Origin of the sequence: Streptomyces sp. VTCC 41912 (assembly GCF_045799175.1) — a bacterium.
GTDB lineage: Bacteria > Actinomycetota > Actinomycetes > Streptomycetales > Streptomycetaceae > Streptomyces > Streptomyces albulus_C.
Window position 1 is genome coordinate 294,134 of sequence record NZ_JBJMAB010000008.1, and the last position, 15,198, is coordinate 309,331.

Genomic DNA, 15,198 nt, shown 5'->3' on the forward strand with positions numbered 1-15,198 from the left:
GGGTGGGCAGGGCGATCATGAAGAACCGGGGCGCGGAGGCACGGGGGGACGGCTCCGCCATGCCGAAGGCGCCCAGCAGCGCGTCCGCCTGAGAGGGGGGGAAGGTGCGCGACGCGATCCGTCATGGTGTGGGTCAGCTGGTGCAGCCCCGCGAACGGCAGATGGGTCTCGGCCTGCACCCCCGATGCCGTGAGGACGGTGAATCCTGAGTTCCGGGCCCGGGTGACGGCGTGCTCCAAGAGGGCGGACTTGCCGATTCCGGGGGCTCCCCGAATCAGCAGCGCACTGCCGCGCCCGGGCAGTCCGGCGACGAATCCGTCGACGGTCGCCAGCTCCTCGTCCCGCCCGGACAGTGTCGTGGCCGACATCCTTCGTTGCTCTGCGCCGCCGTTCTGACCTGGACCGTCGCAGTCTACGTGCGCGCGGTGAACGCCAGAGCGTGCCGAGCGTCGGATGCCGTTCGGCGCACCGCGCGGCCACAGTCGCTGCGCAGTCATCGTGCCGACGACGTAAGTCATCCCGTGTTCCACGCTGGAAGCAGTGCCGGGCCGGTTCCTCGTGCGGTGGTGGGGCCCGGTACCCGACCGGCGGGAGGGCGCCCATGACATCCGTGATCGAAACGGCCGGATTCCCGGACGACGGGAAGACTGTTCGCCGGGGGAGCCGGGCCCGTGCTGTGGTGCGGCCGGCCCGACGGGCGGCCGAGCTCGCCGCCGTGACGCGACTGCGCCGTGCCCCGTCCGGTCACGAGCGGCCCGACGGGCGCACCGCGGTGCCGAACCCCTCGCATACAATGGGCCTGACCTGCGGTGATGCGCCAAGTCATGGCGTGCCCGCGGGAAGCCGCCGGCTGCGGGAGGGCGGGGTCGCCAGTCGGCGCGGGCCGAGCCCGGCTTCGGCGGCCGAGCGCGGACAGGACGGAGCATAGGTGGCGGGGTCAGGCGGTCCGCTGTCCCGTAGCGGTCTGCGCGGCAGGGAGGACGAACTCGAAGAGCTCCAGGCGCTGATCGCCTCGGTGGCCCGTACCGGAAGCGGCGGGTTGGCCCTCATCCAGGGGGAACCAGGCATCGGCAAGACCACGCTGCTCGCCGAGGCCGTCTCCACGGCCAGGGCGGCGGGGTTCTCCGTCGGCGTCGGCAAGGCCGACGAACTGCATCACATCGTGCCGCTCTCGTCGTTGGCGGCCTGCGTCCTGCACGGCGATCGGCCGCTGCTGTCCGACGATGCCTTCGTCGATCTCACCCGCCATCACGATCAGCGGATCTGGCTGGTGGAGCGCCTGGCGGAGGCGATCGAAGCCAGAGCGGGCAGCGTGCCGGTGCTGATCGGCCTGGACGACGTGCAGTGGGCCGATCCGCTGAGCCGGTTCGCCCTGCAGCAGCTTCCGACCCGCCTGCGGACTTCGCCGGTTCTGTGGATGCTGACCGGGCGACGGGAGCCCGCGGGCCCGGCGGAAGAGGTCGTCGCGGCCGCGACCGGCAACCTCCCGGCGGTCACCGTGTCCCTGGGGCCGCTGTCCGGCGCGGCCATCGACCAACTGACCAGCGACACACTCGGGGCAGTGGTCGACGAGCGGGTACGGGAACTGCTCGACGGAGCCGGTGGGAACCCCTTTCTGGCAGTCGAGATGCTCGCGGGACTGTGGAGCGCCCGGACGTCGGACGAAGCCGTGCCCCCAGGGCTCGTGGTGGGTGTGCGCGCCAGACTCAGGTCCCTGCAGCCCGGCACGCTGCGCTTCCTCCAGATGGGGGCGGTGCTGGGGCGCAGTTTCGGCTTCCGCGACGCCGCCGCGCTCTGCGGCGGACCGACCGCCGCATCCATCGCGGCGCTGGAGGAGGCCGTGCGTGCCGGACTCCTGGACGACGACGGCGATCACCTGGTCTTCCGGCATGACCTGCTGCGCCAGGCGGTCTACGTCGACATCCCGCCGTCCGCCCGGAAGGCTCTCCACCGAGAGGCCGCCCACCACCTCGTGGCCGCGGGCCATCAGCCGGTCGACGCGGTGCCGCACATCCTCAGGGGAGCCCTGCCCGGAGACGAGGAAGCCGTGGAGCTGCTGCGACGGGCGGCCGACGACATCCTGCCGGTCACGCCGGACCTCGCGGCCGACCTGATGACGCGTGCACTGGAACTGGTGCCGTCGGCACGGCCGCTGAGGTTCGCGGTGGGGGAGCAGGCGATCCTCTGCCTGACCCGGGCCGGCCGGAACCGGGAGGCGCTGTCGACGGGCGACCGGCTGCTGGCCGGCCGGCCACCGCTGGAGACGTTCAGCCGGCTGCAGGCCGCCCTCGGCGGGACGCTGTGGAACATGGATCTCGCCGGCGAACTGCGCCGCCGGGCCGAAACCGCCCTCGCCCTGGGGGGTGCCGCCCCGGAGACCGGGGCGAGGCTGGCGGCCCTGCGCGCACGGGCCCTGTCCCGGGACCACGATCTCGTCGATGCGCGTGCGGCCGGTGAGAGCGCGCTGCGTGCCGCCACCGCGATCGGTGACCGGGAGGCGCACGTCCTGGCCCTGTCCGGGCTCGGCGAGATCGCGCAGAACGCGGGTGAGAACGCGGTCGCGCTGGAGCGCTTCGCCGCGCTGAGCGCCCTCGATACCGCCTTCCTGCCCGAAGAGATCGTCGCGCACCTGCACATGGACGACTTCGCGTCCAGCGGACGGCTGCTCCTGCGAGCGGCGAACGGCGCCGGGGCGATGCGCCAGGCGATGACGCTGTGGGCTCAGGGGCAGCACGATCTGGGGCTCGGCCGACTCGACGACGCCGACGCCGACTTCCTGACAATGGAGCGTCTGGAGGACGAGGTACAGGTCCCCGTGCAGCAGGTGAACGGTCGCGTGATCCGTTCTCGGATCGCCCTGCTGCGCGGCGACCGGGAAGCGGCGCGCGAGCATCTGGCCGCGGCGCAGGAAAGGCTGGCGGCCAAGCCGAACCCGGGCAACACGGCCGCGGTGCGCTTCCTGGAAGCGGTCCACGCCGACGCCGACGGGGACGTCGCGCTCGCCGTCGACAAGATTCGGCAAGTGCAGCGCAGCGACCTCTTCATGCGCTGGCGGCTGCTGCGCGACTGGGTCGATTCCGCGATACGCATGGCCCTGCGCGGCGCGGAGTACGAGCTCGCCGAGGACCTGGCCGCACAGGCCGGAGCGCACGCCGAGCGCAATCCCGCCGTGCCGACCGCCACGGGCATCGCGGCGCAGGCCCTCGGGCTCGTGAACAGCGATCTCGCCATGCTCGGATACTCCGTCGACCTGCTGAAGGCGAGCCCTCGCCCGCTGGCCCGGGCCGCCGCGTCCGCCGACCTCGGAGGGGCACTCCTGGCAGCGGGCCGGAAACCCGAGGCCGCGGCCGCGCTGACGTACGCCCGCGACACGTTCGCCGAGTCGGGCGCCCACGCCGCGGCGGCACGCGTACAGCGCGACCTCGACACGGCAGGAGACGGCGGCCGCAGGGCAGTGGGCAGACAGCGCCCCGTGCAAGGATGGGCGGCCCTCACGGCCTCGGAGCAGAAGGTCGCGCGCCTGGTCGCGCAGGGCCACACCAACCGATCGGTCGCCGACCTGCTCGTGGTCTCTCCGCACACGGTCAACACCCACCTGACGTCGGTCTTCCGCAAACTGGCGATCAACTCCCGGGTCCAGCTGGCCAATCTGGTCATGGCTCTGCCCGACAGCTGAGCGGGCCGCTTGGTCCGTTCACGCGATGCCCTGCCCCACCTGAACGCGCTTGGTTGGGGTGTCCCCACAACCAGTCGGAGGTCACCGGCATGCACCGACCCACCCCCCAACCGCCGACCATCGTGCTCGTGCACGGGGCGTTCACGGATGCCTCGTCGTGGGCGGGGGCCATCGGCCTCCTGCACGCCGCCGGACTGACCGTGCGCGCCCCGGCGAACCCACTGCGCGGTCTGGCGCAGGACGCCGCCTACCTCAGGAGCGTGGTCTGCGACATCGGCGCGCCTGTCGTGCTGGTCGGCCACGACTACGGTGGCGCGGTCATCACCCACGCCGCCACCGACGCCGACAACGTCGTGGCCCTGTGCTACGTCGCGGCGTTCGGCCTCGACGAGGGCGAGTGCGTCCTGGACATCACGAACCGCTTCGCCCCCGTGCCGGCGGCCGACGCGACCTTCACCGCCGCCTTCCCCGACGGCCCGGACGGCGAGCTGTACCTCAGCAAGGACCGGTTCCCGCAGGTGTACGCCGACGAACTGCCGTCCGGCGTCAAGGAGGTGCTGTCCGTGGCCCAGCGCCCGATCGCCCGCACCGCGCTGACCGGCAGATCGGGTCCGCCGGCATGGGCCTCCAAGCCGTCCTGGTACGCCATCGCGACCGCCGACCGGATGGTCAGCCCCACCGCTCAGCGCTTCATGGCGCAACGCATGGCGGCCACCGAGTACGTGCTGGACGGCTCGCACGCCGTTGTGCTGTCGCAGCCCGACGCGGTGGTGGCGATGATCCGGGAGGTCGCCGAACAGGGCGGCGGCCGCGGCGGCGGTTTCGTCCGCACGGGACCGCCGCCACGTCCTGCGGACGCCGGCCTCCCGAATGCTCCAGGTCGGCGGCCGTTCGAGACGCTATAACATGCGTTCGAGCGGAAGTTGCCGGTGCAGACCATTCTGACCACGCCCTTGGAGTGCGTCCTCCTCGTGACGCAGTCCCCGGCCCCAGACAGTTACTCGGTAAAGGCATCATCATGATCTCACCGGCCAGACCGCCGGCGCGGCGGATCGCCGCTCTCCTGACCGGAGTGCTCGCCCTTGTGTCGGCCGCCACCGGATGCGGTGCCGCAACCGGTGGCGGGTCCGACACCGACAAGGTCACCTCCATCACCGCGCTCGACTACTACACCGACGCGACCGAACACGCCCAATGGGGCGAAGTGCTCACCGCGTGCGGCAAAACCGCCGGTGTGCGGGTCGAGCAGACCAGCGTACCCGGGGCGTCGCTCATCCCCAAGGTTCTGCAGCGGGCGTCGTCGCGGACCCTTCCCGACTTGCTGATGCTGGACAACCCCGACCTGCAGCAGATCGCACAGACCGGCGCGCTGATCCCACTGGACCGGTACGGCATCGACTCCGGCGGCTTCGCCAAGGGCATCCTGTCGGCGGGCACCTACAAGGGAAAGGTCTACGGACTGGCCCCTGCCGTCAGCACGGTCGTCCTCTTCTACAACAAGGACATGCTCACCGAGGCCGGTGTGGCCGTGCCCAGGACCTGGACCGAACTGAAGGCGGCGGCGGCCAAACTGGCCCGCCCCGGGCGCTACGGAATGGCGGTCGATGCGAACGCCACTTTCGAGGGCACCTGGCAGTTCCTGCCGTTCCTGTGGTCCAACGGCGGTGACGAGCGGCGACTGGACACCCCGCAGGCCGCACAGGCACTCCGGCTGTGGGTCGACCTGGTGAAGAGCGGATCCATGTCGAAGTCGGTGCTGAACTGGACCCAGGCCGACGTCCACGACCAGTTCGTCGCCGGCCGGACGGCCATGATGATCAACGGCCCCTGGCGGATCCCCGCCCTCAACCAGGACAAGAACCTGCACTGGGGGACGGCCCCCGTCCCCGTCCCCCGCGCGGGCCGGACCCCGATCACACCGCTCGGCGGTGAGGTGTGGACGGTCCCGCAGAACCCTTCCAAGGCCCGGCAGGAGAAGGCCGCCCGGGTCCTCGCCTGCCTGAACGACCGCTCGACCATGCGCACCCTGGCCGAGCAGCACTTCACCGTGCCCTCCCGCACCGCCGTGGCCGCCCAGTACGCCGAGCGGACTCCGTCGATGGCCGCCTTCGTCGAGAACGTGGAGGCGGCGCGGGCGCGTACCAGCCGGCTCGGCGTCGGATGGCCGCAGGCGGCGACCGGGATATACACCGCGATCCAGTCCGCGCTGACGGGCCGGCAGACACCGGAGGAAGCCCTCAGGAATGGGCAGCAGATCGCGACCGGTCACTGACCCGTCCCCGCTCCTTGGGAGGGCCACCGGGCAGGACGGCGGCGCCGTCGCCGCGGGGGACCGGATGGCGGTCCGGGCCCACTTCCGGGAGCGGCTGGCCCAGTGGATGTTCGTCGCGCCCGCGGCGGCGTACCTGCTGCTGTTCTTCGGCTACCCGATCGTCAAGAACGTCGTGATGAGCTTCCAGCGGTACACCACCACGACGTTCTACACGGGTGCCGCGCCGTTCGTGGGGACGCGGAACTACTCGGAGATCCTTTCCTCGGACCTGTTCCCCAAGGCCCTGCTGACCACGGTCCTGTTCACCGCCGGCTCGATCGCCGGGCAGTTCGTACTCGGCCTGGCCCTCGCTTTGTTCTTCCGGCGCCGCTTCCCGCTCGGCGGCGTGCTGCGGTCGCTGCTGCTGCTGCCGTGGCTGCTGCCGCTGGTCGTGTCCGGAACCACGTGGCGGTGGATGCTCGACCCCGACACCGGAGTCGTCAACGCGGCGCTGCGCGGCCTGCGCCTCTCGTCGTCCGGCATCCCCTGGCTCACCGGCACCTCACCGGCGCTGCTGTCGGTGATCCTCATCAACATCTGGGTCGGAATCCCCTTCAACACCGCGATCCTGTACGGCGGCCTGCAGGACATCCCGCCACACCTGTACGAGGCGGCGAAGCTGGACGGTGCCGGTCCGCTGGCGTCGTTCCGCCATGTCACCTGGCCGCTGCTGCGGCCGGTGGTGGGCGTCGTGCTGGTGCTGGGCGTGGTCTACACCCTCAAAGTGCTGGACGTCATCCTCGTGGTGACCGGCGGTGGGCCGGCCGGCGCCACCGAGACCATCGCCACCCGTTCCTACGAACTGTCCTTCCAGCAGTTCGAGTTCGGGCGCGGTGCCGCGATGAGCAACGTGCTCGTCGTCATCTCGCTCGTCTTCGCCCTCGTCTACCTGCGCGCCAACCGCCGCGCCCGGAACGTCTGAGAGATCTTCCCGTGAAGCGCGCACCGGGCCGTGGTCGGCCGTCCACCGTCGTCGGGATCGCCTTGCTCGCCCTGATGCTGTTTCCCGTCTACTGGATGGTGAACGGCTCCCTCCAGCCGGCGGGCAACACCCTGCAAGGAGGCTGGTTCCCCTTCCATCCGGACTTCAGCGGATACGCCACCGCACTGCGCGACCAGGGACGCAACCTCGTCACCAGCCTCGTCGTGGCCCTCGGCAGCGTCGCCTTCAGCCTCGGGCTCGCCACGCCGGCGGCCTACGCGCTGGCCCGGTTCCCCCTCCGCGGAACCGACCTCGTGCTCTTCGGCGTCCTGCTCACCCAGATGGTGCCGAGCATCGTCGTGGCCAACGCGCTCTACGGCGCCTACAGCGACCTGGGACTCCTGAACTCCTACCTCGGACTGATCCTCGCCGACTCCACCGCAGGGGTCCCCTTCGCGATCATCATCATGCGTGCGTTCATGCGGAGCATTCCGCGAGAGGTCATCGAGGCCGCGCAGGTGGACGGTGCCGGGCGGCTGCGCGTGTTCTGCTCCGTGGTGCTCCCGGTGAGCCGGAACGCGTTGATCACCGCCGCCGTCTTCACCTTCCTCTTCACCTGGAGCGACTTCCTCTTCGCCCTCACCCTGACCACCACGGAGACCGTGCGGCCGATCACGCTGGGCATCTACCAGTACCTCGGTGCCCATACGAACCAGTGGAACGCCGTCATGGCCACCACGGTCATGGCGTCCGTCCCCGCCGCCGTACTGCTCATCGTCGCTCAGCGCTACGTCGCCGCCGGTGCCACCGGCGGAGCCATCAAGTGAGAGGCGTCTCGGTCCGTCACCCCGACCGATCTAGCGGATTCACGCGATGTGCCGGCCCAGGCCGGCTGGCACGGTGTTCCGGAAGGAACGGCGGGGCTTCGGTGATCGGGCTGTCCGGTGACCGGATCCGAACCGCCTGTCGATGACGTTTTCAAGGGGCCGCATGTCCGTCGTCCTTTCCACCGCGGAGCTGTCCGCAGCCGACCGCAGCGAGCGCTGGCATGAAGCGGTATCCCAGACGTTCGTACCGCTCGATGTCAATATCCTGGAGGAGGATCCGTCGCCAGGGAGGATCGTCACCCACCAATGGGGAGCCACGCAGGTGTCGGACGTCCAGGCCGGCTCTCAAGAGGTGACGCGCAACAAGCGTCTGATAGCCCGGGACGGGAAGGAATACCTCATCCTCACGCTTCAGCGCAGAGGAAGCGCCGTCAAGGAGCAGGACGGGAGGGAGTGCCGGATAGAGCCGGGAGATTTTTCCATCTCTGATTCGTCTCGCGTGTTCAGAAAGAAAGTTGAGGGCGATTTCCGCTTCACTTCCTTTCAATTCCCTCGAAAGGAGCTTCGCGTGCGGGACGAGGACCTGCACGCGTTGACTGCGAGTGCGTTCTCGGGTCGTGACGGAAGTGCCGCACTCGTGGCGACCTATTTTGCACGCATGGCGCGCGAAGCAGCGGGGTTCGACGAATTCGTCGGCCGCCAGTTCGTCGCCACCGGGCTCGACCTGCTGGCACTGGTCATCAACGAGCGGCGCGGCCGCTTCAGGCCTCAGGCTCCTGAAACCGCCGCGGCCATGATGGTGCGAGTGAAGGACCACATCCTGCAGAACCTCTCCGACCCGGACCTGTCGCCCACCGCGATCGCTGCCGCTCACTTCATTTCGGTGCGCTACCTGCACAAGCTGTTCCAACTGGAGGGAACCACCGTCGGGGAGTGGATCCGAGCGGAGCGACTGGAGCGGTGCCGTCGGGAACTTCTGCGGTCCCCGGCCCTGGGAGTCGGGGTGGCGACCATCGCCCGACGCTGGGGGTTCGTGAGCCCTAGCCATTTCAGCCGTGTTTTCCGTGCCGCCTACGGCATGGCGCCTCGCGACTGGCAGATTCACGGCCTGTCCGGTGAACGGCGCACGGTTGGGTGACGTTTTCTCGGCGGAACGATTCACACGGAGCGGCTCATGGAGAGCCCGCGCCGACCCACCGGGACCGCACGATCGCCGTGATGGCGCACCGCTGAGGTTTCACCAGGGCCGCGCGTTCAGCCGGGTGTTGCGGGCCGCCTACGGGGCCGTGCACGTCAGTGTCCCGGACGAGCTGCCGACCCCGCTGTCCGCGGAGCTGCACCACGACATGTCCGACCCCTACGCCGTCCGACTCTCCCTCGGCGCGCCCACGGCCAGACCCGTGGACTGGGTGTTCGCCCGTTCACTGCTCACAGAGGGCCTGCGCCGTCCTGCCGGTACCGGGGGCGTGCTGGTGATCCCGCGGCACCGTTGCCACCCGCACTCCGTGCGCGTCGTCCTGAGGTCCTCCGCCGGGTGGCGGCCGCGTACGAGCTGATGGAGACGCTCCCCGCGGTGCTCCGCGACCACGGCCTGGCCGCCGACGCCGCCCGGCGGCTGACGGATCTGGCGGATCTGGCGGATCTGGCGAACAAGGCTCTCTCGGGCAAGACTCTCCCGGGCGAGCCGTCGACCGCGTCCCCGCCGAAGGCGCCGCTCGCCGGCGCGCCACGGACCCTGGTGACCCGCCACGTGCCCGTGGGCGTCGGCGCCGACCGCACCCGGTGGTCCGCGGTGATCGAGCCCGGCAGCGTCACCATGGTCACCGGGCCCAACGGCAGTGGGAAAAGCACCCTGTTGGAGAGTCTGGCGGGACGGATCTCCCCCCGCTGCTCCCCGGTCGGTGCTGCTCGGCGGTGTACCTGTCGAGTCCCTGCCCGCCCGTGCGATCGCCGCCTCGCTCACCCTCGTCGAAGCGGAGGACTGGATCGCCGACGCGGCCCTCGCCGAGAACCTCCGGCAGGCCGCCCCGGGCGCGGACGACGACGACACACTTCGGGCGGCCCTGGCGGCCGCGGCCCTGGAGCAGCTACCCCTCGACACCCCGACGGGCCCATTGGGCAGTGCGCTCTCGCAGGGCCAGCGACGCCGCCTGGTGATCGCGAGAGCGGTCCTGCGGACACCCGTGGTCCTCCTGCTCGACGAACCGACGGCCGGCCTCGACGACCAGACGGCGGTGCGGATGCTGACGGGCGTGCGTCACGCCCTGCCGAACAGCGCCCGGGTGATCGCCCTACCGGACCGGCACGACGGCCTCATGCCCTTCGCCGCGTCCCGGGTCCTGCGGCTGAAGTCCCCTCACGTGATGTGGAGTTCGGCCACATAGCCGCCGGGGAACCGCACCATCGCGCTGGCCCGGCCCTCGGAGGTGTACGGCCCCCAGAGCACCTTCGCGCCCGCGGCCTCGGCCTTGCGCAGGGTCGACGTGAGGTCCTTCACCGCGTAGCCGGTGGCCTCCCGCCCGAACGGGTACGGCAGGTGCCCGTCGGTCACGCTGACCACCGTTTTGCCGTAGGGAGAGTTGATGGCGACGCGGCGGTACGTCTCGTCGGGCACACCGAGTTGACCGCCATCGGCGGCCCGGTCGTCCGAGACGATCCGGCCACCGGTGAAGCGCAGGTACGACCTGAGGAACGCACTCGCCGAGTCCCTCGTCAGATAGATGCGGTTGTCCGGCACGGTCTCCAACTGCGCGTAGGACGGAGCCTTGGTGTGCCAGTACAGCTGGGCGTTGACGCCGCCCGGGAACTGGACGACCGCGTCCTTGCCGATGGGGTCGTCGAAGGGCGCGACGACGACGTTCGCCCCGCTGGCCCGGGCCAGCCGGACACCCTTGTCGAAGTCGCTCATGAGCCAGCCGGTGCGTTCGGCACCGAACGGGTAGGGGACCGGCGTCCGGAAGTCGAAGACGGACAGCGTGCCGACAGGTGAGAGAACCAGTTCCGACGCGGTCTTACTGGGCGTCGGCGTGACCTGGGTGATCACCTTGGGCGTGTGGGTTCCGCCGAAGGTCGCCTCCCAGCAGGCGACGAACGCGTCCATCGCGCCGGGGGTGACGTAGACGTGCGTGGTGTCGTACTGCGGTCCGACCGCCGTGGTCGCGGCCGGGAGCGGGGCGGGGGCGTGCCGGCTCTGGGCCGACGACGGGGCCGCGAATCCCCCCACGCCCACCACCAGCAGTAACGCCGGCAGCAACCGCACCATTGCCTTGCGCTTCTTCATCTGCCTTTCCCTTCCATCGGGTTCGTCGGGAATGAACCGAAGGGAGAGTAGGCGGCGCGCGCGGCAGCGGGTTTTCCCGGAGCGCTCCAGTCCTTGACTTTCCGGGCACGATCCACCGGCTTGCTAGCCCGCGACGCAGGTCCTGCGGCTGATCATCGCGCTGTGCTCACCCGTCGGCCCGAGACCCCACCCGACCAAGTTCACTCAGGGGAAGCGGCATCGTGGCCGTCCCGGCCGATGGAGACGGCGACCGGCTCTTTACGACCAGCGCACTCCTTCTGTAACCGCAGCGCACAACGCCCGCTCGTGACTGGTCCGTCCGCTTCCCGCGTGACTAGTTTCCGAGCAACGGAATGTGATCCGCGCGGTGTTCCCCATGGACGGCGACTGGCGATCGGCCGGAGGGCCCGCACCGCGATCGGTGCAGGTGCGGCACTCGCGCGATCAGTTCCCGCAAAGACACGGACGAGGTGTTGTTGTGGCGCGATGGAAGAGGCGCGAGGACGAACGGCTGCTCACAGGGGAAGGCCGGTATGTCGCCGATATCGACGTGCCGGGGTGTGTGGATGCCGCATTCGTGAGAAGCAAGGTCGCCCACGGCCTGCTGCGGGCCGTGGACTGTAGGGCGGCCCGTGACGTGCCCGGTGTCGTGGGAGCCTGGTCGGCCGCGGATCTGCCGGACCTTCCTGCGGTCCCGTACACCCTGTTGGCGGGGCTCTCCACGGAAGACGCCGTCGCGGGCCGGGAGTGGCCGGCCCTGGTGAAGGACCGAGTGCGCTATCCGGGCGAGGCGCTGGCGGTCGTCCTCGGAGCGGACCGGTACCGGGCGGAGGACGGAGTCGCCGAGGTCACCGCCACGATCGATCCCTTGCCCGCGGTGGTGACACCGTCCGCGGCGCTGGACGACTCCGTCCGCCTGTTCGACGGGCTGAGCAACATCGCCCTGCGGGGCGAGGCGGGAGAACCCATCGCCCCGTCGGTCTGGCAGGACGCGGCCGTCGTCGTCGAGGCCACCTACCGCCAGCAACTGCTGATGCCCAGCCCCATGGAATGCCGCACGGTCCTCGCCGTACCCGAGGCGGACCGGCTGACGGTGTGGTCGGGGCACCAGATGCCGCACCGGCTGCGCCGTGAACTGGCCGCGCTACTCGGCTGGTCCACCGACCGGATCCGGGTCGTCGTCCCGGACACCGGAGGCGCCTTCGGGTCCAAGAGCGCCGCGTTCCCCGAGTTCGTGATCGTCGCCTACCTGGCGGTGAAGCTCGGGCGACCGGTCCGCTGGATCGAGGACCGCATGGAGTCGATGCTCGTCGCCACCCGGGGCAGGGGACAGGACCAGACCGTCCGGCTCGCCGCCGACACCGATGGACGGCTGCTCGCCTACGCGTTGACGATCGACGCCGACATCGGCGCCTATCCGCACCTCGGCGTGGGACTGCCCATGCAGACGGCGTGGATGGCGACCGGCGCGTACACCACCCCACGCGTCCACGCGACGCTGCGCTCGGTGCTCACCAACACCATGGTGACCTATCCGTACCGGGGTGCCGGACGTCCCGAGGCCGCGATCGCCATCGAGCGGACGATGGACCTGCTCGCCCGGCGCCTCGGCATGGATCCGATCGAGCTGCGGCGGCGCAACTTCATTCCGCCCGACGCCTTCCCGTACGAGACGCCGACCGGACGCCGCTACGACAGCGGGAACTACGCCGCCGCTCTGGACCTGGCCCTCAAGACGCTCGACTACGAGAAGTGGCGTGCCGAGCGGGACCGTCGCCGCCAGGACCCGGACGCCCTGCCGCTGGGCATCGGCGTCTCCTGCTATGTGGAGCGCTCGGGCGGCGAACCCGGCGGCCTGCACGAGTTCGGCAGCCTCGAGGTGCACGAGGACGGGACCGTCACCGCCCGGTGCGGTGCAGCGCCCAGCGGTCAGTCGCATGAGACGGTCTTCCCCGCGCTGGTTGCCAAGGTCCTCGGCATTCCGGAGGCACAGGTCCGCCTCGTCGAGGGTGACACCGATGAACAGCCCGAAGGACTGGGCTCGTTCGCCAGTCGGTCGGCGCAGGTCGCCGGCGCCATGCTCCGGCACGCGGCGACTCTCCTGATCGAGGAGGCCCGTAGACGGGCGGCGGGGCTGTGGAGGGTGCCGGTCGACGAGGTCGAGTGGATGGACGGCACCGTGCACCTGGCCGCCGACGGCTCGGCGGCCATGAGCCTGGGCGCTCTGATGAAGACCACCGGGCCGTTGCGCGTCGAGGACCGTTACGAGGCCGGCATGGCGTTTCCCTTCGGCGCGCACGTGGCGGTGATCGAGGTGGATCCGGACCTGGGCACCGTACGCGTCCTCAGGCTCGTGGCCGTCGACGACTGCGGAGTGGTTCTCAACCCGACGGTGGTGCACGGGCAGGCGTTCGGATCGGCCGTGCAGGGCATCGGCCAGGCTCTCTACGAAGGCATGACGTTCGACGACGACGGCGTACCGCATCTGGGATATGGATTCCTGGACTACCTGCTCCCGACGTTCGCGGAGATCCCACCCATCGATATCAAGGACACCTGCACCCCCAGCCCCAGCACACCGCTGGGTGCCAAGGGCGCGGGGGAGTCGGGCTGCATCGGCACCCCGGCAGCCATCGTCAACGCCGTGGCCGACGCCTTGCGGATCGTGGACCCCGACCTGCTGCAGATGCCGCTCACCCCGGACAGCGTCTGGCGCGCCGCGCGTGCCCCCAAACACGAGGAAGGCGCCCGGTGAAACCCGCACCCTTCGACTACGTGGTACCCCGCACGGTCTGCGAGGCCGTCGAGGCACTCGGCGACACCGGGCGCAAGGCCCAGGTGATCGCCGGAGGACAGAGCCTGATCCTGGAGATGCACCTGCTACGCATCGGGCCGGAGCTCCTCGTCGACATCAACCGCATTCCGGAGCTCGACCGCATGAGCGTCGAGGGCGACGAGCTGCGCGTCGGCGCTCTGATCCGCCACGCGACCTTCGAATCGGCCGATGCCGTACCGGGCCCGCTGGGCACCCTGCTGTCCCGGGCCGTGGTCAACATCGCCCATCCACCCATCCGCTCCCGTGGGACCATGGCCGGCAGCTTCGCCTACGCCCATCCCGCCTCGGAATGGTGCGCCATCGGCGTCGCCCTGGACGCCGCCGTGGAAGTGATCGGGCCGGGCGGCGCCCGTGAGATCGCGGCCCGCGACTACTTCCTCGGGCCGAACCACACCGCGCGCCGTCCCCAGGAGCTCATCACCGCCGTACGCCTCCCGCTGCTCGGCGAGAACACCGGCGTGGGCTTCATCGAGCACCGCCGCACGCACTTCACCTTCGCCCAGGTCGCCGTCGCGGCGGCCCTCACGGTGAACGACGGCGTGATCAGCGCGGCGCGGATCGGACTGGTCAACTCCGCGGACCGCCCGGTACGGGCGCGCAACGCGGAATGGTCGCTGCTCGGTGCCGACATCGGCCCGCTCCCGTCGGGGCCCCGGCTCCCGGACGACCATCCGTTCGCCCGCGCCGGCCGGGTCGCCGCCCGGGAAGACGCCGCGCCGGTCGCCGAACCGTACGCCGACGTCGACTACAAGCGGCAGGCCATCGCCGTCCTGGTCGGCAGAACGCTCCTCGAGGCTGCGGCAGACCAGCGCGCCCGCCTCGCCGCACGAGAGGGACATCACGGATGAAGATCACGCTCCATGTGAACGGCAAGGAACACGCCCTCGACGTGGAGCCCCGCCACCTGCTCGCCGACGTCCTGCGTGACGACCTGGGGCTCACAGGTACGCACCTGGGATGCGAGCACGGCATCTGCGGGGCCTGCACCGTTCTCATGGACGGCAAGGCGGTCCGCGCGTGCCTCGTGCTGGCCGTGCAGTGCGACAGCCGCTCCGTCCGCACGGTGGAGGGCCTCGCGGGTCCCGCCGGCGAACCCCACGCGCTGCAACGGGCGTTCTCGGCAGAGCACGCGCTCCAGTGCGGATTCTGCACACCGGGCTTCCTCATGGTGGCCGCCGGGGCGCTCGAAGCCGATCCCGACCTCGCTGACGACCCGGAGGCCATCGCGGGTGTGGTCGGGTCCAACATCTGCCGGTGCACCGGCTACGAACCCATCCGGCGCGCCATCGCGCGCGCGGCCCAAGAGCAGCGGGAAGCCACCGCCTGACACGCGGGCCCCGTCCGGG

Annotated in this window: 12 protein-coding genes and 2 pseudogenes; 12 read left to right on the forward strand and 2 right to left on the reverse strand. The window is 70.6% G+C overall.

All coding sequences use genetic code 11. The features are described 5' to 3' along the window. Positions 1 to 143: 143 nt before the first annotated feature. A pseudogene (locus tag ACJ6WD_RS15450) lies at positions 144 to 926 on the reverse strand (AAA family ATPase); the annotation flags it as partial. A 2-nt stretch (positions 927 to 928) separates the two neighbouring features. On the opposite strand from ACJ6WD_RS15450, the gene ACJ6WD_RS15455 reads away from it, so the two are divergent. The 9 genes and pseudogenes from ACJ6WD_RS15455 (at position 929) to ACJ6WD_RS15495 (ending at position 10,120) form a co-directional block, all read left to right on the forward strand. Beyond that, positions 929 to 3,676: a helix-turn-helix transcriptional regulator gene (locus ACJ6WD_RS15455; RefSeq protein ID WP_407615973.1), complete on the forward strand. Its 2,748-nt coding sequence runs from the start codon at positions 929 to 931 to the stop codon at positions 3,674 to 3,676. An 89-nt stretch (positions 3,677 to 3,765) separates the two neighbouring features. Beyond that, positions 3,766 to 4,581, forward strand: a complete 816-nt coding sequence (locus ACJ6WD_RS15460) for an alpha/beta hydrolase (protein WP_331246213.1) — start codon at positions 3,766 to 3,768, stop codon at positions 4,579 to 4,581. 113 nt (positions 4,582 to 4,694) lie between these two features. Beyond that, on the forward strand, positions 4,695 to 5,948 hold the full coding sequence (locus ACJ6WD_RS15465) for an extracellular solute-binding protein (RefSeq protein WP_407615974.1): 1,254 nt from the start codon (positions 4,695 to 4,697) through the stop codon (positions 5,946 to 5,948). Next, complete coding sequence (locus tag ACJ6WD_RS15470; protein ID WP_374206738.1) at positions 5,920 to 6,909, forward strand: carbohydrate ABC transporter permease; 990 nt, start codon at positions 5,920 to 5,922, stop codon at positions 6,907 to 6,909. Before ACJ6WD_RS15465 ends, ACJ6WD_RS15470 begins: the two co-directional genes overlap by 29 nt. A gap of 11 nt (positions 6,910 to 6,920) precedes the next feature. Then, the gene (locus ACJ6WD_RS15475; RefSeq protein ID WP_407615975.1) at positions 6,921 to 7,736 is read left to right on the forward strand and encodes a carbohydrate ABC transporter permease; all 816 of its coding nucleotides are present in this window, start codon (positions 6,921 to 6,923) and stop codon (positions 7,734 to 7,736) included. A 163-nt stretch (positions 7,737 to 7,899) separates the two neighbouring features. Further along, on the forward strand, positions 7,900 to 8,874 hold the full coding sequence (locus ACJ6WD_RS15480; RefSeq protein WP_407615976.1) for a helix-turn-helix domain-containing protein: 975 nt from the start codon (positions 7,900 to 7,902) through the stop codon (positions 8,872 to 8,874). A 148-nt stretch (positions 8,875 to 9,022) separates the two neighbouring features. Continuing rightward, positions 9,023 to 9,292, forward strand: a complete 270-nt coding sequence (locus ACJ6WD_RS15485; RefSeq protein ID WP_407615977.1) for an SsgA family sporulation/cell division regulator — start codon at positions 9,023 to 9,025, stop codon at positions 9,290 to 9,292. Further along, positions 9,292 to 9,612 (forward strand): annotated as a pseudogene (locus tag ACJ6WD_RS15490) (ATP-binding cassette domain-containing protein); the annotation flags it as partial. The gene ACJ6WD_RS15485 and the pseudogene ACJ6WD_RS15490, both read left to right, overlap by 1 nt. Positions 9,613 to 9,637: 25 nt before the next feature. Then, entirely contained in the window at positions 9,638 to 10,120 is a 483-nt protein-coding gene (locus tag ACJ6WD_RS15495) for an ATP-binding cassette domain-containing protein (RefSeq protein ID WP_407615978.1), read from the forward strand. Here the strand turns inward: ACJ6WD_RS15495 and ACJ6WD_RS15500 are convergent. Continuing rightward, positions 10,093 to 11,016, reverse strand: coding sequence for a glyoxalase (locus ACJ6WD_RS15500; RefSeq protein WP_407615979.1), 924 nt, complete (start codon positions 11,014 to 11,016; stop codon positions 10,093 to 10,095). The genes ACJ6WD_RS15495 and ACJ6WD_RS15500 overlap by 28 nt on opposite strands. Before the next feature lie 577 nt (positions 11,017 to 11,593). Between ACJ6WD_RS15500 and ACJ6WD_RS15505 the strand changes: the two genes are divergently transcribed. The 3 genes from ACJ6WD_RS15505 to ACJ6WD_RS15515 are packed head-to-tail and all read left to right on the forward strand — an operon-like array spanning position 11,594 to position 15,179. Then, on the forward strand, positions 11,594 to 13,771 hold the full coding sequence (locus tag ACJ6WD_RS15505; protein ID WP_407615980.1) for a xanthine dehydrogenase family protein molybdopterin-binding subunit: 2,178 nt from the start codon (positions 11,594 to 11,596) through the stop codon (positions 13,769 to 13,771). Then, a complete protein-coding gene (locus ACJ6WD_RS15510) occupies positions 13,768 to 14,700 on the forward strand; it encodes a xanthine dehydrogenase family protein subunit M (RefSeq protein WP_100604242.1) in 933 nt (310 codons plus the stop codon). Before ACJ6WD_RS15505 ends, ACJ6WD_RS15510 begins: the two co-directional genes overlap by 4 nt. Then, complete coding sequence (locus ACJ6WD_RS15515) at positions 14,697 to 15,179, forward strand: (2Fe-2S)-binding protein (RefSeq protein WP_407615981.1); 483 nt, start codon at positions 14,697 to 14,699, stop codon at positions 15,177 to 15,179. The genes ACJ6WD_RS15510 and ACJ6WD_RS15515 overlap by 4 nt, the downstream gene beginning before the upstream one ends. Positions 15,180 to 15,198: the final 19 nt, after the last annotated feature.